Origin of the sequence: Ensifer adhaerens (genome assembly GCF_002940685.1) — a bacterium.
GTDB classification, from domain to species: domain Bacteria; phylum Pseudomonadota; class Alphaproteobacteria; order Rhizobiales; family Rhizobiaceae; genus Ensifer; species Ensifer adhaerens_E.
On sequence record NZ_PNFP01000007.1, the window covers coordinates 234987 to 260865 of the forward strand.

The 25879-nt window shown below is 64.2% G+C and carries 21 protein-coding genes; 7 read left to right on the top strand and 14 right to left on the bottom strand.

What is annotated here, in order from left to right; all coding sequences use genetic code 11:
• The 9 genes from hutH to phnC form a co-directional block, all read right to left on the bottom strand.
• The gene (gene hutH / locus C1A35_RS15950; RefSeq protein ID WP_104665265.1) at window positions 1-1536 is read right to left on the bottom strand and encodes a histidine ammonia-lyase; all 1536 of its coding nucleotides are present in this window, start codon (window positions 1534-1536) and stop codon (window positions 1-3) included.
• Window positions 1533-2777: an imidazolonepropionase gene (hutI, locus tag C1A35_RS15955; protein WP_104665266.1), complete on the bottom strand. Its 1245-nt coding sequence runs from the start codon at window positions 2775-2777 to the stop codon at window positions 1533-1535. Before hutI ends, hutH begins: the two co-directional genes overlap by 4 nt.
• Before the next feature lie 286 nt (window positions 2778-3063).
• Window positions 3064-3648: a phosphonate metabolism protein/1,5-bisphosphokinase (PRPP-forming) PhnN gene (gene phnN / locus C1A35_RS15960; protein WP_104665267.1), complete on the bottom strand. Its 585-nt coding sequence runs from the start codon at window positions 3646-3648 to the stop codon at window positions 3064-3066.
• Window positions 3645-4784, bottom strand: a complete 1140-nt coding sequence (locus tag C1A35_RS15965; RefSeq protein ID WP_104665268.1) for an alpha-D-ribose 1-methylphosphonate 5-triphosphate diphosphatase — start codon at window positions 4782-4784, stop codon at window positions 3645-3647. Before C1A35_RS15965 ends, phnN begins: the two co-directional genes overlap by 4 nt.
• 1 nt (window position 4785) lies before the next feature.
• Entirely contained in the window at window positions 4786-5493 is a 708-nt protein-coding gene (locus C1A35_RS15970) for a DUF1045 domain-containing protein (RefSeq protein ID WP_104665269.1), read from the bottom strand.
• 127 nt (window positions 5494-5620) lie between these two features.
• Window positions 5621-7141 carry a phosphonate ABC transporter, permease protein PhnE gene (phnE, locus tag C1A35_RS15975; protein WP_104665270.1) on the bottom strand — a complete coding sequence of 507 codons (1521 nt, stop codon included), beginning with the start codon at window positions 7139-7141 and terminating at the stop codon, window positions 5621-5623.
• A 9-nt stretch (window positions 7142-7150) separates the two neighbouring features.
• Window positions 7151-8113 (bottom strand): phosphonate ABC transporter, permease protein PhnE, encoded by a 963-nt coding sequence (phnE, locus tag C1A35_RS15980; RefSeq protein WP_104665378.1) that lies wholly within the window; start codon window positions 8111-8113, stop codon window positions 7151-7153.
• Window positions 8114-8349: 236 nt separating this feature from the next.
• Window positions 8350-9255 (bottom strand): phosphonate ABC transporter substrate-binding protein, encoded by a 906-nt coding sequence (phnD, locus tag C1A35_RS15985; RefSeq protein WP_104665271.1) that lies wholly within the window; start codon window positions 9253-9255, stop codon window positions 8350-8352.
• Window positions 9256-9338: 83 nt separating this feature from the next.
• Window positions 9339-10181 carry a phosphonate ABC transporter ATP-binding protein gene (gene phnC, locus C1A35_RS15990; protein ID WP_104665272.1) on the bottom strand — a complete coding sequence of 281 codons (843 nt, stop codon included), beginning with the start codon at window positions 10179-10181 and terminating at the stop codon, window positions 9339-9341.
• A 189-nt stretch (window positions 10182-10370) separates the two neighbouring features.
• On the opposite strand from phnC, the gene C1A35_RS15995 reads away from it, so the two are divergent.
• Entirely contained in the window at window positions 10371-11444 is a 1074-nt protein-coding gene (locus tag C1A35_RS15995; protein WP_104665273.1) for a 2-dehydropantoate 2-reductase, read from the top strand.
• A gap of 39 nt (window positions 11445-11483) precedes the next feature.
• Here C1A35_RS15995 and C1A35_RS16000 read toward each other — a convergent pair whose 3' ends face one another.
• The 3 genes from C1A35_RS16000 to C1A35_RS16010 form a co-directional block, all read right to left on the bottom strand.
• Window positions 11484-11864, bottom strand: a complete 381-nt coding sequence (locus C1A35_RS16000; protein ID WP_104665274.1) for a YciI family protein — start codon at window positions 11862-11864, stop codon at window positions 11484-11486.
• A gap of 164 nt (window positions 11865-12028) precedes the next feature.
• Window positions 12029-13156 (bottom strand): NAD(P)/FAD-dependent oxidoreductase, encoded by a 1128-nt coding sequence (locus tag C1A35_RS16005; protein WP_104665275.1) that lies wholly within the window; start codon window positions 13154-13156, stop codon window positions 12029-12031.
• Window positions 13157-13250: 94 nt separating this feature from the next.
• Entirely contained in the window at window positions 13251-14204 is a 954-nt protein-coding gene (locus C1A35_RS16010) for a LysR family transcriptional regulator (RefSeq protein WP_104665276.1), read from the bottom strand.
• A 221-nt stretch (window positions 14205-14425) separates the two neighbouring features.
• Between C1A35_RS16010 and C1A35_RS16015 the strand changes: the two genes are divergently transcribed.
• Window positions 14426-15613 carry an acyl-CoA dehydrogenase gene (locus C1A35_RS16015; protein WP_104665277.1) on the top strand — a complete coding sequence of 396 codons (1188 nt, stop codon included), beginning with the start codon at window positions 14426-14428 and terminating at the stop codon, window positions 15611-15613.
• An 11-nt stretch (window positions 15614-15624) separates the two neighbouring features.
• A complete protein-coding gene (locus tag C1A35_RS16020) occupies window positions 15625-16809 on the top strand; it encodes a CaiB/BaiF CoA transferase family protein (RefSeq protein ID WP_104665278.1) in 1185 nt (394 codons plus the stop codon).
• Window positions 16810-16900: 91 nt separating this feature from the next.
• Here the strand turns inward: C1A35_RS16020 and htpG are convergent, their stop codons facing one another.
• Window positions 16901-18790 carry a molecular chaperone HtpG gene (htpG, locus tag C1A35_RS16025; RefSeq protein WP_104665279.1) on the bottom strand — a complete coding sequence of 630 codons (1890 nt, stop codon included), beginning with the start codon at window positions 18788-18790 and terminating at the stop codon, window positions 16901-16903.
• Between the two features lie 352 nt (window positions 18791-19142).
• Here htpG and C1A35_RS16030 point away from each other — a divergent pair, with 352 nt between their 5' ends.
• From C1A35_RS16030 to fabI, 4 genes are read left to right on the top strand one after another with little or no spacing between them, the layout of a single operon-like run.
• Window positions 19143-21359, top strand: coding sequence for a DUF3141 domain-containing protein (locus C1A35_RS16030; protein ID WP_104665280.1), 2217 nt, complete (start codon window positions 19143-19145; stop codon window positions 21357-21359).
• A 5-nt stretch (window positions 21360-21364) separates the two neighbouring features.
• Window positions 21365-22327, top strand: a complete 963-nt coding sequence (locus tag C1A35_RS16035; RefSeq protein WP_440271535.1) for a phosphate acetyltransferase — start codon at window positions 21365-21367, stop codon at window positions 22325-22327.
• A gap of 2 nt (window positions 22328-22329) precedes the next feature.
• Window positions 22330-23514 (top strand): acetate/propionate family kinase, encoded by a 1185-nt coding sequence (locus C1A35_RS16040; protein WP_104665282.1) that lies wholly within the window; start codon window positions 22330-22332, stop codon window positions 23512-23514.
• Between the two features lie 17 nt (window positions 23515-23531).
• Window positions 23532-24317, top strand: a complete 786-nt coding sequence (fabI, locus tag C1A35_RS16045; protein ID WP_104665283.1) for an enoyl-ACP reductase FabI — start codon at window positions 23532-23534, stop codon at window positions 24315-24317.
• 18 nt (window positions 24318-24335) lie between these two features.
• Here fabI and C1A35_RS16050 read toward each other — a convergent pair whose 3' ends face one another.
• The gene (locus tag C1A35_RS16050) at window positions 24336-25811 is read right to left on the bottom strand and encodes an NAD-dependent succinate-semialdehyde dehydrogenase (protein ID WP_104665284.1); all 1476 of its coding nucleotides are present in this window, start codon (window positions 25809-25811) and stop codon (window positions 24336-24338) included.
• Window positions 25812-25879: the final 68 nt, after the last annotated feature.

Genomic DNA, 25879 nt, shown 5'->3' on the forward strand with positions numbered 1-25879 from the left:
TCAGGCCTCCAGGCTTGGCAGGATGCCGGCGGAGACCGCGGCGTTCAGCCGGCCGGAGGCGATGAGGTCGCCGGCGGCCTTGAGGTCGTTGGCCATGTAGCGGTCCTCTTCGATCGTCGGCGAGACGGCGCGAAGGGCGGCAGCGGCCTTCTGCAGTTCGGGGCTCGTTGCGAGCGGCGCGCGGAATTCGACGCCCTGGACGGCGGTCAGCGCTTCGATGCCGACGATCGAGAACAGGTTTTCCGTCATCAAGAGCAGCCGGCGCGCGCCATGGCAGGCCATGGAAACGTGGTCTTCCTGGTTGGCCGAGGTCGGCGTCGAGTCGACCGAGGCCGGGTGCGAGAGCTGCTTGTTTTCCGACATCAGCGCAGCCGACGTGACTTCGGCGATCATCAGGCCGGAGTTGAGGCCGGGCTTCTTGGCAAGGAAGGCCGGCAGGCCGTAGGAAAGCGCCGGGTCGACGAGCAGTGCGATGCGGCGCTGCGAGATCGCGCCGATTTCGCAGACGGCAAGGGCAATCTGATCGGCGGCAAAGGCAACCGGCTCGGCGTGGAAGTTGCCGCCGGAAACGACGGAATTGTCCGAAAGCACGAGCGGGTTGTCGGTAACGGCGTTGGCTTCGGTCTCGAGCACGCGCGCGACCGAGCGCAGGAGATCGAGGCAGGCGCCATCCACCTGCGGCTGGCAGCGGATGCAATAGGGATCCTGCACGCGCTCGTCGCCTTCGATGTGGCTTTCGCGGATCGCCGAGCCGGCGAGCAGCGCGCGAAGGGCTGCGGCCGTATCGATCTGGCCGCGATGGCCGCGCAGCGTGTGGATGTCGGGGTGGAAGGGCGCGGACGAACCCATGGCCGCGTCGGTCGACATGGCGCCGGTGATGAGTGCCGCCTGTGCGGCGCGATGGGCACGGAAGAGGCCGGCGAGCGCTAGCGCCGTCGAGGTCTGGGTTCCGTTGATCAGCGCCAGGCCTTCCTTGGCTGCGAGCACCACCGGCGTCAGGCCGGCGGCGGCAAGTGCCTTGGCGCCCGACAAACGTTCGCCTTTGTAGAAGGCTTCGCCATGGCCCATCATGACAGCTGCCATATGGGCAAGCGGCGCGAGGTCGCCGGAGGCGCCGACCGAGCCCTTTTCGGGGATGACGGGGATGACGCCCTTTTCGAGCATGGCTTCGATGAGGCGAACGAGTTCGAGGCGCACGCCGGAAGCGCCACGGCCGAGGGAGACGAGCTTCAGCGACAGGATGAGGCGGACGACGTTTTCCGCGAGCGGTTCGCCGACGCCGCAGCAATGCGACAGGATCAGGTTTCGCTGCAGCGTTGCGACATCGGCGCTGTCGATCTTGATCGAAGCGAGTTTGCCGAAGCCGGTATTGATGCCGTAGACCGGCGCATTGCCGGCAACGATCTCGGCGATGCGTGCCGCCGCCTTGTTGATGCCAGCATCAAAGGACGGGTCGAGACGGGCGGGTTCGCCGGTCCAGTAGATGGTTTCGAGGTCGCGAAGGGGCACGGAGCCCGGGTGGAGAATGATGGTCATTGACCGATCCTTTGCCCTCTGAAGATGCGTTCATGAAGCGGGTTGAAGCCGATGCGGTAGACGAGCTCGGCCGGGTCTTCGATGTTCCAAAGCGCGAGATCAGCCGATTTGCCGGTCTCGATCGTGCCGGTTTCGGCGAGAAGGCCCAGCGCGCGGGCGGCTTCGCGGGTGGCGCCGGCGAGGCATTCGGCAACCGTCAGCCGGAAGAACGTCGCCGACATGTTCATGGTCAGAAGCAGCGAGGTCAGCGGCGAGGTGCCGGGATTGCAGTCGGTGGCGATCGCTATATGGGCGCCTGCGTCGCGCAACGCCTGAACCGGCGGCAGGCGTTCTTCGCGCAGCGCATAGAAGGCGCCGGGCAAGAGCACTGCAACGGTTCCGGCCTTGGCCAGCGCTGCGGCGCCTTCGGCGTCGAGATATTCGAGGTGGTCAGCCGAGAGCGCACCATAGGAGGCAGCGAGCTTGGCTCCGCCGAGATTGGAAAGCTGCTCGGCATGGAGCTTCAGCGGCAGGCCGAGGGCCTTGGCACGGTCGAAGACACGGGCAATTTCGGCAGTCGAGAACGCGATGCCTTCGCAGAAGCCGTCGACCGCATCGACCAGTCCCTCGGCATGGGCGGCATCGAGCCCGGGCAGAACGACATCGGTGATGTAGTCGCCGTTGCGGCCCTTGTAGTCCGCAGGCGTCGCGTGGGCGGCGAGATAGCTGGTGACGACGCGCACCGGGCGCAGCGTTTCGAGCTTGCGCGCGGCGCGCAGCATGTTGAGTTCGGCCGTGACGTTGAGGCCGTAGCCCGACTTGATTTCGACGGTCGAGACGCCTTCGGACAAAAGCGTCTCGAGACGCGGCAGGGCGCCTTCGACAAGCTGGTCAACCGTCAGCGCATTGGTCGCCTTCACCGAGGAGACGATGCCGCCGCCGGCCCGCGCGATCTCTTCATAAGTTGCGCCTTCGAGCCGCATCTGGAATTCGCGGGCGCGGTTGCCGCCGTGCACGAGATGGGTGTGGCAGTCGATCAGAGCCGGCGTCATGACGCGTCCCTGGCAATCGGTCGTTTCAAGGCCGCGTGCGAGTTCGGCGGGCAGGTCGCGCTCCGGTCCCGCATAGGCGATGCGTCCATCGACGACCCCAACAGCCGCATCCTCAAGGAGGCCAAGGCCGTCAACGGTTTCGCCGAGCGTCACGAGCCGGACGTTGCGCCAGATGCCGGATGCCTGATTGCGGGTCGAGAGTTCGTTCATTAGGTCGCCTCCACTGGATATAATGTATATACATATTAACCTGTTCCACAAGAGGAAATTTAAGGCGCCTGCGGAAAAGGAAAGGGCGGCGGGGCTGCCGGGACCGGAGCGCGCGTCTGAGGAGATGGCCGTAGAGCCCTGATTTCGCCGGAATTTTGCCACCGGTTCCCGTATTGCTCGCGCGCAAAAGAAAGGCTCCGAACCCTGAGGGTTCGAAGCCTTGCATGTATTGTTGGAAAGGAGATCGCTCCTCGGAGGTCCCGTCGCGTCGCGAAATCGGATCTCGCTAGGCCACGTGATCCGCCTTGACGCGCAGTCGCTCAACCACTTCGACGAAGCGATTTCCGGCAATTTCCAGCCGGCCGCTGTTGTCGATCAGGTTGACGTCGGGGCCGGCGGTGACATCCGGCGCCTGGCGGCTGAGGCGCCGCAGCACCTCTTCCTCGCTCTCGCGTCCACGCTCGGCAAGTCGCCTTGCAAGAACCGGCGTCTCGGCGGTGATGACGACGACGGCGATGTCGCCGAAGGCGTCCCGGAACGCCGGCAGGGCACCCCGACTGCCATTGACGATCGCCGTCATGCCGCTCCTGACATTCTGGAGCACCGCGGAGGGGATGCCGTATTTCAGGCCATGCGCATCCCAGGAGACGGCGAAGGCGCCGTCCTTTCGCATCTCGACGAACTCGTCCTCCGACACGCTTTCATGCACTTCACTGCCGGCATCTGACGGGCGGGTGATGACGCGGCGAACGAAATGCACGTCGTGATAGTCGGCAAAGTGCCGGGCGGCGAAGCCCATGACGCTGTCCTTGCCGGCGCCGCTCGGTCCGACGACGACGACGAGCGCGCCGCCCTGTTCGTTCGCGCTCATGCGACACGCCGTCCTTCGCGCCAGACGGAGCGAACGACCGGGATGCCTTGCCTGCGGTGGACGCGGGCGATGTCGGCGCGCAGGCCAACGGCAATGCGGCCGCGGTCATCAAGGCCGACGGTGCGTGCCGGCGTCGAGGTCACCATGGCGATCGCCCTTGGCAGGTCGATGGCGTCGAGTTCGTCGGAGAGCACGAAGGGCGCGTGGATCAGGCTGAAGGGCACATAGTCCGAGGACAGCACGTCGAGCACGCCGCGCTCTGCCAGGTCGCGGGCGGCGATGTTGCCCGAGTGCGACTTGCCGCGCACGATGTTCGGCGCGCCCATGAGCACGCTCAGGCCTGCCTTGTGCGAGGCTTCGGCGGCCTCGAAGCTCGTCGGGAACTCGGCAAGCTTGATGCCGAAGCCGATCGACTCCTCGACGTGATCGACGGTCGCATCGTCATGGCTGGCAATCGTGATGCCGCGGGCCGCACAGGCCTCGGCGAGTGCTGTGCGATGCGGGCCGGCATATTTCGCCGAAAGCGCCTGCTGGCGCTCGACGAAGCGGGCGAACTCGGCGTCCGAGAGGCCGCGCTTGGATTTGTAGTAGAGCGTATACTGGTCCATCGTCTGGAACTGACGCTGGCCCGGCGCATGGTCCATCAGCGACACCAGCTTGACCTGCGGGTCGTTGCGGAAGTCCTCGTAGTGGTCGAGCACGTCGGAGGTCGAAACTTCGCAGCGCAGGTGGATCAGGTGATCGGCGCGCAGGCGACCCTCTTCCTTGGCCTGTGCCAGCGCATCGGCCATGCTGCGCATCTCGCCCTTCTGAAAGCCACCATCTTCATCGGAGCCGAGCCGCAGGCAGTCGAAGACCGTGGTGATGCCTGATGTCACGACCTGTGCGTCGTGGGCCTGGATCGCCGCGATCTTCAGCCAGCGCACGCCCGGGCGCGGCGAGTAGTGGGCTTCGAGGTGATCGGTGTGCAGCTCGATGAGGCCGGGGATCAGATAGTCGCCTTCGAAGTCCTCGCCGCTCGCAACTATGCCCTCGGAAATATCGGCAATCTTGCCGTCGCGGATCAGCACCGAGCCATCGAGGATACTATCCTCGAGGACGATGCGGGCGTTGGTCAGAACCTGTTCTTTGCTCATCTCATGCAATCTTTCGTTGGGTGTCGCTGCCGAGCGGCAGCAGGGAGCGGACAGTAAAGGGGGCGCCGCGCTCAGGCTCGACGAAGAGCGCGACTGACGTGACGGGAAGCGGCTTGCCGATATGCTCGGCAAAGGTGGTTTCGAGCGCGGTACGCATGATGCCACTGGTTTCAGCGGGCACCGGGCCGGTCAAGGTCAGATGGAACTGAAACTCTTCGAAAACATAGGGATAGCCCCATTCCCTGAGATAACGCCTCTGGCGCTCCGGCAGAGCCTCCGGCTTGCGGCGGGCAAAATCCGCATCCGACAGCGGGGCGCGGAAGGGGTCGAAGCGATAAACCGCGTCTTCGGCGAGATCCTGCAACTCGTCGGAGGGGGCGGAGGGCACGAGCGCGAAGAACGGACCGAGCTGGTGCAGAATGATCTCAGGGATTTCGAACGGATCGAGGTCGGCAGCAAAACACTCGAAGATGTTGAGAAGTTCTTCCTCGCTCCGGCCCTCCGCCAGCTCGAACGGCGCCTTCAGCGTGCCGTGGAAGCCGTAGCGTCGTGGATCGGCCGTCAGTGCGTGCTGCAGCCCCGTGTCGAGACCTGCGATCTCAGGGGGACCGAAGTGCGCGCCGGTAAAGGCGTCACGGCCGAGCCAACGGGACGCGGTCTGCGACAGCCGGTCGTCCGCCGGCGGCGCGAAGTAGATTGCATAACGCACGGTCTTCACTTTCTTGTAGCGACCGGCCCGCCGGGGCGGCGGGTCGATTGTTTGCGGGATGCGATGCGCAGCTAGCCGATTTCCATGACAACATCATGATGGCGGGCGCGCTTTTGCAAGGTTGTCGTCAATGTGCCTTGCGACCCATCAGGCGCGAACGGCACGCGTTCGAGATGCTGTCGAAAATAAAGACAACCAGCAAGATCAGAAGCACCATGTAGGCGACATTTTCCCAATCGGAATTGGTGCGCATCGCCTCCCAGAGCTTCAGGCCGATGCCGCCTGCGCCGACGGCGCCGATGATCGTTGCCGAGCGGGTGTTCGATTCCCAGAAATAGAGCGCCTGGCTGGCAAAGACCGGCAGCACCTGAGGCAGTACGCCGAAGCGTTGCACGGCAAGCGGCGCAGCCCCCACCGACTTCACGCCCTCGCGCTGCTTGTCATCGATATTTTCCAACGCCTCGGAATAGAGTTTGCCCAGCGTACCGGTGTCGGTGAAGAAGATAGCCGAGATGCCGGCAAGCGGTCCGGGACCGAAGGCGCGGGTGAAGAACAGCGCCCAGATGAACATGTCCACCGATCTGAGGAAGTCGAAGAATCGCTTGACCAGCTGATTGGTCAGGAAGCTCGGGGTGATGTTGCGCGCCGCGAGGAAGCAGAGCGGGAAGGCGATCAGCGAGGCAAAGAGCGTACCGACGAAGGCCATGACCACGGTCTGCAGCAGCTTCGTCCAGACGTCCAGATGCTGCCACTCGGCATTGTAGAGAATGTTGTTCCAGGCGAGTGACAGGTTGGACCGCGCCGGATCGATGCGCTCACCGGATGTGATGAGCGAGGCGACTTCGCCATAGCTCATGCGGAAGAAGGGCGAGTTGGTGTCGAAGAGGAAATTCGCCCAGCCGAAGAAGCGGTTGCGAACGGAAACCTCGTCGCCTTCGACTTCGGCCCAGCCGGTGGCACCGAAGGCGAGCACGATCTTTTCGCCGGGGCGCTTCTGCGTCGCCCAATTGGGCAGTGCGCCCTGTGGCGTCACCGTGTCGGCGCCATCGACGGCCATGACAAGGGTCTCGCCGCCATGGGTCGCCTTCACCAGGCCATCGGCGACCTCGATCCGGGTCGAGCGGTCATAGGTGACGAGGACGCGCGTCAGGACTTCTTCCGTTCGGGTTTCGACACGGTTCTGCGCGTCGGCCGTTGCGGTAGCGCCACCGAGGGCGGAGCCGGGCGCCATGAAGCTGAAGGACGAGCTCGCCTTCGGCTTTGCTGCCTGGATTGCCGTGGCGGGAACCTCCACGCGGCGCGTTACCGTTTGCCTGTCGAGTTCCACCCAAGCCGGATTGGGGTTGGGTCCGAGCGGCGAATTGCGTTGGTAGTTGAGGCTCATCGTCCGGTCGGGCGCGACGTGGATTTCCGGGCGCACCTCATAGGAGACCCAGTCGGCGAGATAGGTGCCGGCAATGCCCCAGTTGGCATTGCCGAGCACCTGGCCGATCGAGAAGAACCACCAGCTGAAGATGAGATAGAAGACGACGCCGCCGGCGATCGCTGCGGTGCGCATGCGCTTGGACGCCGAGGATTTCAGGAGTTCGGGATGGCGGCTCGCGATCGCGTCCATTTCCATCGGGTTCAAACGTGTGGTCGTGGTCATGGCGCGCACCTACTGGGCAAGCTGGAAGGCCTGCTCGCCGACGAGGCGGCGGCGAAGCCAGGCGGAAAACTGGTCGACGGCGAAAATGGTCGCAAACAGCAGGATGACGATTGCAAGCGTCTTTGCCTGATGGCCCTGGCCGATCGACAGGCGCAGCAGTTCGCCGATGCCACCGCCACCGACGGCGCCGATGATGGTCGAGGCACGCACGTTGATCTCGAGGCGCAACAGGAAATAACTGGTGAAGTTGGGCAGCACCTGCGGCACCATGCCGAACCAGACGCGCTCGATCCAGTTGCCACCGGCGGCGCGCAGACCCTCGTCCGGCTTCATGTCGGCGTTTTCGACCACTTCGTAGAAGAGCTTGCCGAGCGCGCCGATCGTGTGGATCGAGACGGCGGCGATCGCCGGAATGGGGCCGAGCGAGAGGATGGCGAGGAAAAAGCCGGCGATCACCACTTCGGGAAAGGCGCGCAGGATCTCCATGACGCGGCGAACAGTACCGCGGATCCAGGGATTGGGCATCAGGTTGCGTGACGCGAGGAAGCAGAGCACGAAGCCGAAGGTGGTGCCTATGACGGTGGAGAAGATCGCGATGTTCACGGTCTCCAGCATCTTGTGCACGTATTCGGGGATGTAGAAGCTTTCGGTCAGATACAACCGGCCCTCGGGGTAGTTGTACTTGAAGCTGCCGTCGTCATAGGGCGAGGGCAGGTCGAACATGGCGCGGAAAATTTCCAGGCCGTCGCGCGGGGCGAGATCGCCGACGAAATCGAAGAAATGCGGCAAACGGTCGAAGAACTTGCCGGCGTTGGAATCGTTGGCGAACCACAGCGAGCCCGAGAGCGCCAGGAACAGAACGCCGAAGCCGAGCCAGGAGTAAAGCCGGCGGCGGGAACTGAGTTCCTGCCAGTGACGCTCGATGACGGCGCCGTTGTCGCTCAGATGCCGCGGGAGCAGGGAAGTTGCCATGACCGTTCCGGCTTTCGCCGGCCTCTTTAGCATTCCAGGAAAAGTGCGAAGCGGTTTTTCCGTCAGGAAATGCGTGAAAACAAATCAGCATTCCAGGAAAAGTGCGAAGCGGTTTTTCCGTCAGGAAATGCGGGAAATAAGCGATGGACATGCCCTGAAGCCGGGTCAGAGCAGGCTCTTCAAACAGGGAAACGCTGGCCGTTTGGGCGGCCAGCGTTCCCGGGGTATGCGCGCTATCAGCCGCCGATCGTTGCCTTGCGGGCGTCGATGATCGGCTTGTAGAAATCCGAGTTGACTTCGGTGAAGCCGGTGAAGTCACCGCCCTGGATGGCCGAGAAGCAGGCAGCATCGGTCTTCGGCAGGTCGAGCATGAACTGCTTGAACTTCGCCTTCATGTCGTCGTTCATCGAGGTGCGTACGACGATCGGGCCGTTCGGGATCAGCGGCGACTTCCAGAGTTCGACCAGGTCGTTCATGTCGAGGATGCCCTTGTCGACCATCTTCTTGAGATTGCCCGAGGTGTAGCCGTCCTTGAATTCGCCGACGCCCGAGCCGAAGGTCGTGCCGGCATCAAACGTGCCCTTGACGACTTCGAGAACGAGGTTTTCGTGACCGCCGCCGAAGCCGGTTTCACCGAAGAATTCCTTGACCGGGGCGCCGATCGCTTCCGGCAGGGTGACGAGCGGGACGAGGTAGCCTGAGGTCGAGTCCGGATCGGCGAAGCCGAGCTTCTTGCCCTTCAGGTCTTCGATCTTGGTGATGCCGCTATCCTTGCGGGCAACCATGATCGAGTGGTAGCCGGTCGAGCCGTCGGTCTGGACGGTCGTCAGGATCGGCTCGACGGCGTCAGCCTTGGCGAGGTAGATCTTGGCGTAGCCGGAAGCGCCGAGCTCGGCATAGTCGAGCGTGCCGCCGAGCAGGCCCTGGATAACGCCGTCATAGTCGGCGGCCGGGAACAGCGAAACCTTTTCGACGCCGATGGCGGCCGGCAGCTTGTCGACGAGGCACTGGAAGTTGCGCAGGCGGTCGGCTTCGTTTTCGCCGCCGAGGATGCCGATGCGGAATTCCTTCAGGTCTTCCGCCTGGGCGTGGCCGACGAGGGCGAGGAGCGCGACGGCGCCCAGAAGAGCTTTCTTCAGCATAAGGTTCTCCCGTGTCCGGCTCGGCCGGATCTATTCGGTTTCAAAGAGGTGCCCTTGACGCGGGCTTTCGATCGTGGCGAGCGTCAGATGCCGGCCAGTGCCAGCGGCTTGAGGCCGGCCGATGCCGTTTCTTCCTGCGGTGCTGCCGCCGGAATGTTGATGCTGGTGGAGGTCATCGATTCCTCGATGCCCGTATCGGCGCCGTAGATCTCGGCAACCGCTGCCGCCGTCAGATCCCTCGGCTGGCCGTCGAAGACGACGCGGCCATGCGCCATGCCGATGATGCGTTCGCAATAATTGCGCGCGGTATCGAGCGTGTGGAGATTGGTAATAACGGTGATGCCGTCGCGCTCGTTGATGTCGCGAAGCGCATCCATGACGATCTTGGCGTTCAGCGGATCGAGCGAGGCGATCGGCTCGTCGGCAAGCAGAACTTTCGGCTGCTGCATCAGTGCGCGGGCGATGGCGACGCGCTGCTGCTGGCCGCCGGAAAGCGTGCCGGCCGCTTGAAGGGCGGTCTGTTCGATACCGAGGCGCTCGAGCGCGCCGATCGCCATGATGCGCTCTTCGCGGGTGAACATGTTGAGGATGCTCAAGACGGTCGAGCGGTGGTTGAGGCGGCCGAGAAGCACGTTGGTGAGCACGTCGAGACGCGGCACCAGGTTGAACTGCTGGAAGATCATGGCGCAGTCGCGCTGCCAGGTGCGAAGTGCCGCACCCCGAAGCGAGGAAACTTCCGCGCCGTCGAAGTCGATCGAGCCGGAGGACAGGTCGACGAGGCGGTTGATCATGCGCAGCAGCGTCGACTTGCCCGCGCCCGAACGGCCGATCACGCCGACCATCTGCCCTTGCGGGATGTCGAAGGTAACCGAACTCACGGCTGTCTTCTTGCCGAACTGGCGGGTTACGTTCTTCAACTGAAACATGTCTAGCAGGTCCTCTTTCGGGGAGACCGGTCATCGGTATGACACCTGCCATATCGGCGCTTCATGAAAGCGGAATGTCAGTTTGTTGTAAGTTCTGTTACAGTTCACAGCTCGACGGACCGCTGACGGAAATAGCGGCAAGTAGCTGGCATGTTGTTCCCCGGGGCTGGTCGCAGAGGATCCCACAGCATGAGGATTGGAGTTCTGGGGGCGGGCGCGATCGGCGGCTTTGTCGGCGGTTGCCTGTTGGCGGCCGAGGCGGAGGTCACCTTCGTTGGCCGCGCAGCACGCGGGGCGGTCTGGCTCAAGGATGGATTGCGGCTGACCGATCTTGACGGCCGCGACGACTTCGTCGAGCCCGGGCGAATTGTCTATTCCGATGCCATCTCGTCGCTCAGGTCATGCGATGTCATCCTCTTGACCGTCAAGTCCGGCCAGACGGCTGAGGCTGCCAGCCAGCTTTCCTCGGAGCTTCGTCCCGGTACGCCGGTTCTCAGCCTGCAGAACGGCATCAGAAACGCTGCAACGCTGCAACTTCTGCTGCCGCCGGCCAAAGTCCTGCGTGGCATGGTGCCGTTCAACGTCACGGCGCCCGGGCCTGCGCATCTGCATCGCGCGACGGAAGGAGACATCGCCGTCGACGACGATCCGTCGATGGCTTTGGTCGCGCCGTTCTTCAGTGCCGCCGGCCTGCCGCTGCAGCTTCGCCGTGACATGGAGGCGGTGCAGTGGGCCAAGCTGCTGATGAACCTCAACAATGCGATCAATGCGCTCTCGGGGCTGCCGCTGCGCCAACAGCTCGGCATGCGCGGCTTTCGTCGATGTCTGGCGCTCGGCCAGCGGGAAGCGCTCTCGTTGCTGGAAGTGGAGGGCCGCATTCGGCCCGCGCGCCTGACGCCGCTTCCGCCAGGCTGGCTGCCGGCCGTGCTCGATCTGCCGGACGGCCTGTTCCGGTTGCTCGCAAGCCGCATGCTGAAGATCGATGCGACGGCGCGTTCCTCGATGGCGGACGATCTTGCCGCCGGCCGGTTCCCCGAAGTGGACTGGATCAACGGCGAGGTCGTCGCGCTGGCGACGAAACTTGGACGACGGGCGCCCGTGAACGCGCGGCTTTGCGCGCTGGTCAAGGAGGCTGCGGCGTCCGGGCTGAAGGCGTGGCAGCCCGAGGCGCTGCTTGATGATCTTGAACGCGCCGCGCGGCCAGCCGCGCCGGCGACAGACGCTGACGCGCCCGAGGCTCAGGCGGATGGCCGTGGATCCTAGCATGGTGCCGGGCCAAGGGCCGCCGGTATTGCGTGTTCGCTAGCCCTGGGAACCCGGCAAGCCTGCCCCCGGTATATAAAGTGCGATCGGCCTTATTTCGTAGATTGCCGTCGGATTGCTGCGGCGCAGTTCGCGCGCCGCCTCGATTGCCGCCTCGATCGTCGGGAAGTCCACGACATAGAGCCCCAGCAATTCCTCCTTGGTTTCGGCAAAGGGGCCGTCGATGACGATGCCAGCGCCCGGGCCGCGGAGCGTGACGGCGCCTTCGGCGGGACCAAGCCGCGCGGCCGGACCAAATGCCTTCTGCGCAACGAAACGGTGATGCACCTCGAGCAGGTCGGACATCAGCGCCGCGTCCTCCTCCTCGCTCCAGGATTCGACCACCCCTGCCGTGTGATAAGCCAAGATCGCATAATACATGAACCGTCCTCCCTGATGTATTCGTGTCAGGTTTTGCCGGTGGGTTCAATCTCGCGGACCATGTGTCAGCGGCGTGTATACCGGGCCGGCGTTTGCGCGCTGACGCTTACGGCAGCGATTGCGTCGCCTTCGCTTGCCGTCGACCCGCTGCGGTTTCGGATCTCTCAGGCCTCCAGTCGCTCCGGGCTGAACGTGGAGGGATCGAGGCCAGCCGATCCAAAACCCTTCGGCACGGGCGCGCCGACGAGGAGGTTTGCGGCGAACGCGCCGAGCGCGGGCGAGGTGAGAATGCCGTAGCCGCCCTGGCCGGCGAGCCAGAAGAAATCCGGACGTTCGCGCGCAAAGCCGATCACCGGCAGCTTGTCCGGCGAGAAACTGCGCATGCCGGCCCAGCTCTTGAAGATGCGGCGAACCGGCACGGTCGTTGCCTCCTCGATATAGTGCGCCGCCCAGGCGACGTCGATTTCCTCGGGCTGGACGTCGGCGGGTTCGCACGGCGTGGCGTCGGCGGGCGAGGAAAGCAGCCGTCCGCCCTCGGGCTTCATGTAGAAGTCTTCGTCGATTTCGTTGATCTCAGGCAGGGTCAGCGCATCGATGCCTTCGGGAAGATCGACGGTGATTGCCGTGCGACGGTGCGGCACGATGCCGACGGGGGCGACACCGAAGATCTCGGCAACCGGATCGGCCCAGCCGCCGGCAGCATTGACGATCGTCTTGGCGCGGACTTCGCCGGCGCTCGTCGACAGAACCCAGCGGTCGCCGTCCCGGCGCGGGGCCAGCACGTCCGAGCGCTCGATGATCGCCGCGCCGTGGCGGCGCGCACCGCGGACGTAACCTTGCAGCAGGTTCTCGACTTCGATGTCCCAGAACTGCGGATCGTAATAGGCCGCGGCCACGTAGTCGCGGCGCAGGATCGGTACGCAGGCAATCGCCTCGTCGATGGTCAGCCGCCTAAGGTCGGGATTGGCGCGGCTCTCCTCGGCGAACACCTCCTCGAACCGGGCAATCTTCTCGGCCTTGGCGATCATCACGCCGCCGCGCTGCTTGAGCAGCGCCACCTCGGAGAAGCCTTCGGGTGGACTGTCGAAGAAGCTCTTGGAGATCGCCGCCAGCGCACAGACCTCCGGCGCATTGTAGCGCAGCACGAATTCCGCGGCCGAACGGCCGGTGCTGTGATAGCCGAGCCCTTCCTCCCGTTCGATCACCGCCACGGAACGGTGCGGCGCCAGGAAATAGGCGAGCGACAGTCCGGCAATCCCGCCGCCAATGATTGCCACATCGTAGTCCTGCATGCCTGCCTCCGTTGCTTGTCGGCCGGACCATAGGCAAGCTGTCATCCGCGTTCAAATTTATAACCGGAAAGGTGGCTATCAATCTTGATGATGGTCAGGCGCTCTCATCGAGGCAGTGATCCAGCGGCTCGGTATCGGCGACATGGGCCAGGAAGGCGGCCTCCGCCGGATTGAGGATCGCGTTCGGATTGGAGATCCGGAAGACGTCCGTGGTCGGGAGATCGGAGTAGGGCGGCAGCTGCCAGATCTGGCCATCGGCGACGGCGGGTGCCGCGAGATGATCGGGCAGCATGCCGATGCCGACATTGGAAGCGATCAGCCTCATGACCTCCTCGACATTGCAGGAGACGGCACGCACCTGCTGGCCGAAGGAGCCGATGGCCCGCACCGCCGTTACCGAGTTCATGTGCTGTCCGCCCAGCACGTCGGCGATGAAGGCGATATAGGGATTGCCCCTGAGATCGTTGAAGTCGACGCCTTCGACCCCGAACAGCGGGTGGCTTCGGCCGCAGTAAAGCGCATAGCGCTCGCGCACGTGGAAGCGCTTGTTGAGCCAATCGGGGATGTTGCCGTCGCAAAGCCCCATGGTCGCGACATTGCGCTCGACGGCGCTCAGGATGTCCACCGTCGTTGCCACGGTGATCGATATCGTCACCTTCGGGTGCAGGCGGAAGAAACTTTCGAGCTTGCGATCCCAGGCGGGATTGTGCGCGTGGCTGACGGAGTGGATGTTGAGGTGGCCGGTGACCTCTTCGCCGGCGGTCTCCAGAACATTGGGCAACCGGATCACGGCTGCGAAGATGTCGCGGCACTGGGCATGCAGCCGGGCGCCGGCGTCTGTGAGGTTGAAGCGGCCGGGGCGCCGGTCGATGAGCTTCTGGCCGAAGGTCTGCTCCAGCCGTTTTAGCGCCATGCTGACGGCCGGCTGCTGCAGGAGCAGCCGGTTGGCGGCGGCCGTGATGCTGCCTTCCTCGACGAGCACGACGAAGGTGCGCAGCAGATTCCAGTCGAGATTGTGGGCGAAGCGTTCGAGGCGGTCGTTGGCCATGGGTGCTGCTTACATATCTCTTCGGCTATCCGGGCCGCATTCGCGCGGGATGATCGAAACCTGCGAAGTTTGTGGCGATATTTCAGCGATTTGCAACATGGGGCGCGGCAGCGCGATCCGTGGTCCATTCCCTCAGCGCATGAGGCGGTGCCTCAATTTCGTTTGAAACGGTATGCACCCCTTGCGATAACGTGAGCCGAATAATCCGATGGGAGAGAAACATGGCCGGCAAGACGCAATTTCAATGGGATGATCCGTTCCTCCTCGAAGATCAGCTGACCGAGGATGAGCGCATGATCCGCGACACCGCGCGAGCCTATGCGCAGGACCGGCTGCAGCCGCGCGTCATCGACGCCTACCGCGAAGAATCGACCGATCCTGAGATCTTCCGGGAAATGGGCGAGCTCGGCCTGCTCGGCGTGACCGTTTCTGACGCCTATGGCGGCGTCGGCGCTTCCTACGTCGCCTACGGCCTCGTCGCCCGTGAAGTCGAGCGCGTCGATTCGGGTTACCGCTCGATGATGAGCGTGCAGTCCTCGCTGGTGATCTATCCGATCTATGCCTACGGTTCCGAAGAGCAGAAGCAGAAGTACCTGCCGAAGCTGATCAGCGGCGAGTGGATCGGCTGCTTTGGCCTGACCGAGCCCGACGCCGGTTCTGACCCCGCCGGCATGAAGACCCGTGCCATCAAGACAGAGAGCGGCTACCGCCTCGTCGGCTCGAAGATGTGGATCTCCAACGCGCCGCTCGCCGACGTCTTCGTTGTCTGGGCGAAGTCGGAAGCCCATGGCGGCGCCATCCGCGGCTTCGTACTCGAAAAGGGCATGAAGGGCCTTTCCGCTCCGAAGATTGCCGGCAAGCTGTCGCTGCGCGCCTCGATCACCGGTGAGATCGTCATGGACAATGTGGAGGTCGGCGAGGAGGCGCTGCTGCCGAATGTTGAAGGCCTCAAGGGTCCGTTCGGCTGCCTCAACCGCGCGCGCTACGGCATTTCCTGGGGCGCGCTCGGTGCTGCCGAATTCTGCTGGCATGCGGCGCGCCAGTACGGTCTCGACCGCAAGCAGTTCAACCGCCCGCTCGCCCAGACGCAGCTCTTCCAGAAGAAGCTTGCCGACATGCAGACGGAGATCACGCTCGGCCTGCAGGGCTCACTGCGCGTTGGCCGCCTGATGGACGAAGGCCGCGTGGCGCCGGAAATGATCTCGATCGTCAAGCGCAACAATTGCGGCAAGGCCCTCGACATCGCCCGCATGGCCCGCGACATGCATGGCGGCAACGGCATTTCCGAGGAATACCAGGTGATGCGCCACATGGTGAACCTCGAGACGGTCAACACCTATGAAGGCACGCATGACGTTCACGCGCTGATCCTCGGCCGCGCCCAGACCGGCCTGCAGGCCTTCTTCTGATCGGTGCCGCCATGGAAGCGCCGCTGAAGGGCATACGTGTCCTGGAACTGGCCCGCATCCTCGCGGGCCCTTGGATCGGCCAGACGCTGGCCGATCTCGGTGCCGACGTCATCAAGGTGGAAAGCCCGGCCGGCGACGACACCCGCACCTGGGGCCCGCCTTTCGTTGCGGGTGAGGACGGCGAGAAACTCGACGCCGCCTATTTCCACGCCTGCAACCGCGGCAAGCGCTCGGTCGTACTCGACTTCACGACGGAGGAGGGCCAGGAGGCGGTGCGCCGCCTTGCCGCCCAGTCGGATGTCCTGCTCGAGAACTTCAAGGTCGGCGGGCTTGTGAAATACGGGCTCGACTACGAGAGCCTGAGGAAGATCAATCCACGGCTGATCTATTGCTCGGTCACCGGCTTCGGCCAGGATGGGCCCTATGCCCATCGTGCCGGCTACGACTACATCGTCCAGGGCATGAGCGGCATCATGGATCTGACCGGCGAGCCCGATCGCGAGCCACAGAAGATCGGTGTCGCCTTCGCCGACATCTTCACCGGCCTTTATGGCGTGATCGCTGTGCAGGCAGCCCTTGCCCAGCGCGAGCGTACCGGCGCGGGGCAGCAGATCGACATGGCGCTGCTCGACTGCATGACCGGGGTGCTCGCCAACCAGGCGCTGAACTTCCTGGTTTCCGGCAAGGCGCCGCGCCGGCTCGGCAATGCCCATCCGAACATCGCGCCCTATCAGGTCTTCCCGACCTCTGACGGTCATCTGATCGTCGCTGTTGGCAACGACCGGCAGTTCGTGAAGTTCTGCACCTTGCTCGGGCGTTCGGATCTTGCGACCGACGAGCGTTATCTCACCAATGCGCTTCGGGTGCAGAACCGGGACACGCTGACGCCGGAACTCGCCGCTGAAACCGCGAAGATCGAGCGCGACACGTTGTTGAAGCTGCTCGAAGATGCCGGTGTGCCCGGCGGGCCAATCAACACCGTTGCCGACGTTTTTGCCGATCCGCAGATCGAGCATCGGCAGATGCGGGTGGATACGCCGCATTCGGGGGCCGCTGCCGGCACCTCTCCGGGGGTGAGGACGCCGATCCGGTTTTCGGCCGCCGAGCTTGCGCTTGAGCGTGGCGTGCCGCGGCTTGGAGAGCATACGGCCGAGGTGTTGGCGGAAATCGGGATGGACGCCTCGAAGCGCGACTAGCGCCACGTGAGGTGCAAGCCTTTCGTTAAGGCGCAACCTGAAGAAAACAGCGAAAGCCCTGGAAATCGGAGAGATTTCCAGGGCTTCTTTGTTAGGCCTTGAGGGCGCGATCAAACACGCGCGACAGCCGCTCGGCGAAGCCGCGCGGGTCCTGTGGCTTGTCGCCATCAAGCACGCGCGCCTGGTCGAGCAGGAGTTGAACGGCGTCCGTGCGGAATGCCGTGTCGCCGGCGGGGCTCGCGGCCATGGCTGTGATCAGTGCGTGGCTAGGGTTGATTTCGAGGATTGGCTTGGGGGCGTCGTCGAGACGCCCGGCGCCCTGCAGCATCTTTTCAAGCTGGCGGTCGGGGCCGTGTTCGGGTGCCACCAGGCAGACAGCGCTTTCCGTCAGACGGTCGGAGGTGCGCACGTCCGAGACGGCCGCGCCGAGGGTTTCCTTGGCAAAGGCGACGAAGTCGATGACCAGCTGGCTCGCCTGCGGCGCCTCTTCCTTGCCGCCCTCGGGCTTGGCGATGGCGCTGAGATCGGCAGCACCCTGCGTGATCGATTTCCAGGGCTTGCCGTCGAAGTCGGGGGCAGACGTCACCCAGAAGCTGTCGACCGGATCGGTCAGAAGCAGCACCTCGATGCCGCGGGCGCGGAAACCTTCGAGCTGCGGCGAGGCCTTGAGCTGGCCGACATTGTCGCCGGTCAAGTAATAGATCGCCGACTGGCCGTCCTTCATGTCCTTGACGTAATCCGCAAGGCTGCGCTGGCCCTCATCCGAGGTGGTGGTGCGGAAGCGCGACAGCGCCACCAGCTGCTCACGGCGCTCGTAGTCTTCGTAGATGCCTTCCTTCAGCACGCTGCCGAAGTTCTCCCAGAGCTTGTCGAAGGTCTCGGTCTCGTTTTCCGCAAGCTTCTCGATCGCCGTCAGCACGCGATTGGTGACGCCCTTGCGGATACTGGCAAGCAGCGGGCTTTCCTGGATCATCTCGCGCGAAACGTTGAGCGGCAGGTCCGACGTGTCGACGAGGCCGCGCACGAAACGCAGGTAGCGCGGCAGCAATTCGGCTTCGTCGGTGATGAAGACGCGCTTGACGTAGAGCTTCATCCGGCCCTTGCGGTCCGGGTCGAACAGATCGAACGGCTTGGAGCCGGGCACGAAGGCAAGAGCCGTATACTCGTGGCGGCCTTCGGCGCGGAAATGCACCGTCAGCGCCGGGTCGTCATACTGGCCGGCGACGCCGCGGTAGAAATCGGCGTAGTCTTCCTTGCTGATCTCGCTCTTCTGCTTGGTCCAGAGTGCTGTGCCATCGCCGACCTGAACCGGCTCGGCGCCGGGCTTTTCCAGGATCGAGATCGGTACCGGCACGTGGCCGGACTGATCCTTGACGATGCGCTCGACCGTCCAGCGCGACGTATAGGTCTTGGCATCCTCCATCAGATGGAGGGTAATGCGGGTGCCGCGCGCCGGGGCGTCGGCGAGTTCGGCGGCCGAAACCGTGTAGCTGCCCTTGCCGTCGGAGGACCACAGGAAGGCGTGTTCCGAGCCGGCGCGGCGCGAGACGACGTCGACCTTGTCGGCGACCATGAAGGCGGAATAGAAGCCGACGCCGAACTGGCCGATGAGCTGCGCGCCCTCCTTGCCCTGCGCCGCCTCGATGCGCTCCATGAAGGCGCGCGTACCGGAGCGAGCGATCGTTCCGAGCGCCTCGACCAACTCGTCGCGGCTCATGCCGATGCCGTTGTCCTCGACGACGAGCCGGCTGTTTTCCTCGTCGAGCGTCAGCGTGATACGCGGGGTCGGGTCGCCGGCCAGAAGTTCCGGCGAGACGATCGCCTCATAGCGCAGTTTCTCGCAGGCATCCGCGGCGTTCGAAATCAGTTCGCGGAGGAAGACGTTCTTGTCGGAATAGACCGAATGCACCATCAAATGGAGCAGTCGCGCCACATCGGCTTCGAAGACATGTTTCTCTACGGACATTTCGGTTTCGCTCATTGCCTGGCAACTCCTTTGGGTTTCGCCCCAATTGGCAAGCGGTGTCCGGAATTTCAAGTCTCGTCTTGCGGCGGGCGTGTTTATGTATGATGCTGCAGTGCGAAAAGACGTGAACATCGGTGGGACGTGGGCGCATTGGCCAGCGGGCGGGAAGACAAGTCGAAACGCTGACAAATCGCGGCAACACGCCACTGCTATGCTCCCGCGCCCTGGCGTTTCTAGTCGTCATGCCGAATTAGGGTCGCGGGGCGCCCGCATGCCTCTTTTGACGTAAGTCAACGCCTGATCACGCGCACTGCCCTATAGCCTTCGGGGACAGGCCCGACCTCAATCGCACCGAGGAGTGGACGTTATGCCCAAGCAATCCACGATTTCGACGATGCCGACTTTCGCTGACGCCTACGCCTATTCGCTCGACGCCTGGCAGCGTTCGGTCCTCTTTCTCGACGTCATGCGCCAGCGCGGCGCGCAATACGAGGAACACAGGACGCAGACCGCGCCGAACGTGCTGGAGTTCGAGGCCCGGCTCGTCGTCGATGGGCGCGCGCTCGCGCGACCGGTGAACTATGCGCTGGTCAGCATCGTTCCGCCTGAGGGCGTGATCGTCGATCCGTGCAAGCGCCCCTTCGTCGTCGTCGATCCCCGGGCCGGCCACGGCCCCGGCATTGGTGGCTTCAAGGCCGACAGCGAAATCGGAGTGGCGCTGAAGGCGGGCCATCCCTGCTATTTCATCGGCTTCCTTCCTGATCCGGTTCCCGGCCAGACGATCGAGGACATCGCGTTTGCCGAGGCCGGCTTTCTCGAAACCGTCATCGCCCGCCATCCGCAGGCGGACGGCAAGCCCTGTGTGATCGGCAATTGCCAGGCCGGCTGGGCCGTGATGATCGTCGCGGCGCTCAGGCCGGAACTCTTCGGCCCGATCATCATCGCCGGTGCGCCGCTGTCCTACTGGGCCGGTGTGCACGGGCAGAACCCGATGCGCTACTCCGGCGGACTTCTCGGCGGCAGCTGGCTGACGGCGCTCACCGGCGACCTTGGCGGTGGCATATTCGACGGTGCGTGGCTGGTTCAGAACTTCGAGAACCAGAATCCGGCCAATACGCTCTGGACCAAGCAATACAATCTCTATTCGAAGATCGACACGGAAGCCGCGCGCTATCTCGGTTTCGAGCGCTGGTGGGGCGGCCACGTCACGCTCAATGCCGAGGAGATGCAGTTCATCGTCGACGAACTCTTCGTCGGCAACAAGCTCGCCGCCGGCGAAATCCGCACGTCGGACGGCACGGCGATCGACCTTCGCAACATCCGCGCGCCGATCGTCGTCTTCTGCTCCAAGGGCGACAACATCACCCCGCCGCAACAGGCGCTCGACTGGATCCTCGACCTCTATGACAGCGTCGACGAAATCCGCGCCTACGGCCAGACGATCGTCTACACGGTGCACGAGACCGTCGGACATCTCGGCATCTTCGTCTCCGCCGGCATCGCCCGGAAGGAACATGACGAGTTCGCGTCCAACATCGAGCTGATCGACGTGCTGCCGCCAGGCCTCTACGAGGCGGTGCTGACACCGGCGAGCGAGGCTGTCGAGGGCAGGGAACTCGTCTCCGGCGAGTGGCTGATGCGGTGCGAGCCACGCACGCTTGAGGATATCCGCGCACTCGGCGGCAACGACATCGAGGATGACAGGCGCTTCGCCACGGCGGCGAAGCTCTCGGAGATCAATCTGGCGCTCTATCGCACCTACCTGCAGCCGCTGGTCAAGGCGGCCGCGACGCCGCCTGTGGCGGAGGCGATGAGGAACATGCACCCGCTGCGCCTGCAATATGCGCTGTTTGGGCCGGATAATCCCTTCATGGCCTGGACGTCGGCGCTCGCCGAACATGTCCGTGAAAACCGCGAGCCTGCTGCGGCAGGCAACCCGTTCATTGCCTGGCAGGAGGCCCTGTCGCAGCAGATCGTGGACGGCCTGGACGCCTGGCGACGGACGGCCGAGTATCTTTCGGAGCAGAGCTTCCACGCCATCTATGGCGCGCCGAACCTGCAGGCCGCACTCGGTATCGATACGAACTCCAACCAGCCGCCGCGCAAGGCCGAGAAGAGCCTGCTTCACCAGGAGCTCGTCAAGGCACGGATCGCAGAACTCAAGGCCAGAATGGCAGAGGGCGGGACCTGTGAAGGGCTTGCCAGGGCCCTGACCTTCGTCGGCATGGCGCGCGGTGGCGCCGATGAACGCGGCTTCGAAGCGGTTCGCCGCCTCAGGCTTTCGCATCCGGAAGCACAGCGGCTGAGCCTGGCGGAGTTCAAGACCGTGATGCGGGAACAGTATTTCATGCTGCTGATCGACGAGGCGGCGGCCCTTGCCGCGCTTCCGAAGCTGCTTCCGCAAGCGGTCGAGGAGCGTCGCGCCGCCTTTGCGGCCCTGCGCGCGGTGCTGGAGGCATCCGGAGCCGTGACGGGCGTGGCTGCCGAGCGGTTGCAGCAGGTTGCGGCCCTCTTCCGCCTTGACAGCGAGCCGGCGGTTCCGATCCCGGCGGCCAAGATCGTTCGCAATCGCACAGCATCCTGAGGAGTATCGACGTGACCGAGACAGCCGCCCTGCCGATCGAGCAGTCCAAATACGATCTCCTGATTGCAACCGCGCGAGACGAAACGCCGGCGGTCACCATCGTCGCGCACCCGTGTGACGAGACCTCGTTGCGTGGCGCGCTCGAGGCGGCCCAATCCAGTCTGATCACGCCCATTCTCGTCGGGCCGGAAACGAAGATTCGCAGCGTTGCCGCCGACCATGGCCTCGACCTCGGCAGCTACGAGATTGTCGATGCGCCGCACAGCCATGCGGCGGCGGCCAAAGCGGTGGCGATGATCCGCGAGGGCCGCGGCGAACTGCTGATGAAGGGTAGCCTGCATACGGACGAGTTGATGAAGGAGGTCGCAGCGTCGGCGACCGGGCTTCGGACCGACCGGAGGATCAGCCACGTCTTCATCATGGACGTGCCCGGGCATGCCGAGACGCTGTTCATCACCGATGCCGCGATCAACATCTTTCCCGACCTCGAAGCCAAGCGCGACATCGTGCAGAACGCCATCGACCTCTGGGTGACGATCGGTCTCGGCGAGCCGCGCGTCGCCATTCTTTCTGCGGTTGAAACGGTGACGACGAAGATCCCCTCGACGATCGAGGCGGCAGCACTCTGCAAGATGGCCGAACGCGGCCAGATTACCGGCGGCCTCATCGACGGCCCGCTCGCCTTCGACAATGCGATCGACCCGGAGGCAGCGCGCATCAAGGGCATCACGTCGCCTGTGGCCGGCCGCGGACAGATCCTGGTGGTACCCGATCTGGAGGCGGGCAACATGCTGGCCAAGAACCTCACCTTCCTCTCCCACGCTGACGCCGCCGGCATCGTGCTGGGCGCGCGGGTTCCAATCGTGCTGACGTCGCGGGCGGACTCGGTGCGCACGCGCCTTGCCTCCTGCGCCGTCGCCTCGCTCTATGCGGCGCGGCGGCGCGCCATGCAGATCCCGGCGGTGTGACCATGGAGGCGCTTCTCGTCGTCAATGCCGGCTCGTCGAGCCTGAAGTTCCAGGTGTTCGGGATCACCGATCAGGGGCTCGAACGCCAGGTCAAGGGGCAGATCGGCGGTATCGGCACACGTCCGCGGCTACAGGCGAAGGGCGCCGACGGCGCCGTGCTGATCGACAAGAGCTATGATGCCGACGCCGTCGGCGATCTGCCGGCCGCGATCGCGGCGGCGCGCGACTGGCTGCTGACGCTGGAGGGCTTCACCTTGCGGGCCGTCGGCCACCGGGTGGTGCATGGCGGCCCCGATTTTGCTGCGCCGGTGCTGATCGATGCCGGCGTGCTCGATCGCCTCGCGAGCTACCAGGATCTCGCCCCGCTTCACCAGCCCAACAATCTTGCGCCGATCCGTCAGGCGATGGCGATCAATCCTGATGTGCCGCAGGTCGCCTGTTTCGATACCGCCTTCCATCATGGTCACCCGGAAGAGGTGAACTGCTACGCCATGCCGCGCAGCTTCTATGACGATGGCGTGCGGCGTTACGGCTTCCACGGCCTTTCCTATGAATATATCTCGGAGCGCCTGAGGGATGTGGCGCCCGAGGTCGCGGGTGGCCGCGTCATCGTTGCGCATCTCGGCAGCGGCGCCTCGATGTGCGCGCTCAGCAATGGCCACAGTGTCGAGAGCACCATGGGTTTCACGGCGCTCGACGGTCTGCCGATGGGAACGCGGCCTGGCCAGCTCGATCCGGGCGTCGTCCTCTATCTGATCCTGCAGCGCGGCATGAGCGCCCAGGCCGTTTCGGACCTGCTTTATCATGACGCCGGCCTCAAGGGGCTCTCCGGTGTGTCGAACGACATGCGCGACCTTCTTGCCAGCACGGATCCCCATGCCAGGCTCGCCATCGATCACTTCGTCTATCGCAGTGGGCTCAATGTCGGGATGCTTGCGGCCGCGCTTCGCGGCATCGACGCTTTCGTCTTCACGGCGGGCGTCGGCGAGAACTCGGCGCCGATCCGCGCCCGCATTGCAGAGAACATCGCCTGGCTCGGCGCCGAACTCGACCCGGCCGCCAACGAGGCGGGAGCGACGCTCATTTCTACGCCATCAAGCCGCGTTGCGCTCTATGTCATTCCAACCGACGAGGAGCTGATGATCGCGCGCCACACGCTCGCACTGCTTAAAACCCGCGCAGCCTGACCCATCGGAGACGTTTGATGTCCATTCCTGTCGCAAAGGCCAAACTTCTCGATGGCCGCAAGGGCCTGATCGTCGGCATTGCCAATGATCGCTCGATCGCCTGGGGCTGCGCCCGTGCCTTCCACGCCTTCGGGGCGGAGGTGGCTGTCACCTATCTGAACGACAAGGCAAAACCCTATGTGGAGCCCTTGGCGCGTGAGATCGAGGCGCCGATCTTCCTGCCGCTCGACGTCGCCGTTCCCGGCCAGATGGAGGCTGTGTTCGAGGAGATCGAGAAGACCTGGGGCGAGCTCGATTTCGTCGTCCATTCGATCGCCTTTTCGCCGAAGGACACGCTCGGCGGACGCGTGGTCGACGTCCCGCGCGAGGGGTTCCTCAAGACCATGGACATCTCTTGCTGGTCCTTCATCCGTATGGCGCATCTTGCCGAGCCGTTGATGAAGAACGGCGGCACGCTTTTCACCATGACCTATCACGGCTCGCAGGTGGTGGTCGAAAACTACAACATCATGGGCGTCGCCAAGGCGGCGCTGGAAAGTGCCGTGCGCTACCTGGCCGCCGAGCTCGGTCCCAAGGGCATCCGCGTCCACGCCATTTCACCCGGCGCCCTTGCCACCCGTGCCGCCTCCGGCATTCCGGAGTTCGACGCCCTGCTTGAAAAGACCAAGGTCAAGTCGCCGAGCCGCGAGCTGATCGATATCGACGATGTCGGTGCGGCGACTGCCTTCCTCGCGCACGATGCCGCGCGGCTGATCACCGGCCAGGTGCTCTATGTCGACGGCGGCTACCACATCATCGACTAGCCGCCGTGCTTGCGTCGGTCAGATGTTGCCCATGCAGAGATATTTCATCTCTAGATAGTCCTCGAGCCCGTGGCGCGAGCCTTCGCGGCCGATGCCCGATTGCTTGATGCCGCCGAAGGGGGCAGCTTCCGAAGACATGCGGCCGGTGTTGATGCCGACCATGCCGTATTCCAGCGCTTCCGCCACATGCCAGACGCGCTTCAGGTTCTCGGCGTAGAAATAGGCGGCAAGGCCGTAGATCGTGTCGTTGGCCTCGGCGATGACCTGCTCGGCGGTTTCGAAGCGGATGATCGGCGCGATCGGGCCGAAAGTTTCTTCCTGGGCGACCCGCATGTCAGTTGAAATGCCTGTTAACACCGTCGGCTCGAAGAAGGTGCCGGACGCGCCGATCCTTTTACCGCCGGCGCGCACCCTGGCGCCCTTGGAAACGGCGTCGGCGACATGGGCCTCGATCTTTTCGATCGCGTGCCTGTCGATCATCGGGCCGATGGTGATGCCGGAGGTAAAGCCGTCACCGACTGTCAGCTCGGCGACGCGCTTCACGAATTTCTCGGCAAAGGCATCGTGCACGCCCGCTTGCACATAGATCCGGTTGGCCGAGACGCAGGTCTGGCCGGCATTGCGGAACTTGGCCTGAATGGCGCCATCCACCGCCTCGTCGATGTCTGCGTCGTCGAAGACGATGAAGGGGGCGTTGCCTCCAAGTTCGAGGCTGACCTTCTTGATCTGGTCGGAGCACTGCCGCATCAACAGCCGCCCGACTTCGGTCGAGCCGGTGAAGCTGATCTTGCGCACCTTCGGATTGCTGCAGAGTTCACGGCCGATGGCGGCACCTTCAGACGCGTAGAGCAGGTTGAGGACACCCTCGGGAAAGCCTGCCTTTTCGGCGAGCACGAACATCGCGCCGGCAACGAGCGGCGTCTGCTCGGCGGGCTTCAAGACGATGGCGCAGCCGGCAGCCAAGGCCGGCGATATCTTGCGGGCGACCATCGAAGCCGGAAAGTTCCAGGGCGTGATGGTGCCGACGACGCCAACCGGCTGCTTGATGACGAGCATGCGCCGGTCGTTGGCAGGTGCGGGGAAGGTCTCGCCATAGATGCGTTTTGCTTCCTCGGCATACCACTCGACATAGGCCGCCGCATGCAGCACCTCGCCCTTCGATTCAGAAATCGGCTTGCCCATCTCGGCCGTCAGGATCGCGGCGAGATCGTCGGCATGCGCGACGATCAGATCGTGCCAGCGGCGAAGCACGGCGCTCCTGTCCTTGGCGGGCTTTGCAGCCCACAGAACCTGCGCTCTTGCCGCAGCCTCGATCGCCGCGTGGGCCTCGCCGATGCCCATGTCCGGAAGGGTCGCCAGCTTTTCGCCCGTCGACGGGTTGAAGACGTCGAAGGTTGCGCCCGTCCAGTTCGCAGCGACATGCGCGATGGTGTACAGCGGCGCGAACAGGTCGGCGGCGCGCAGGTGCTTGGTCAAGGCTGGGGTCAAGGTCATTGCGGGCATCCTCCGGCGATGGCCTGCCACGAGACGGCAGGCCCGCTTTTGCTTGTTCTTGCGGCTGC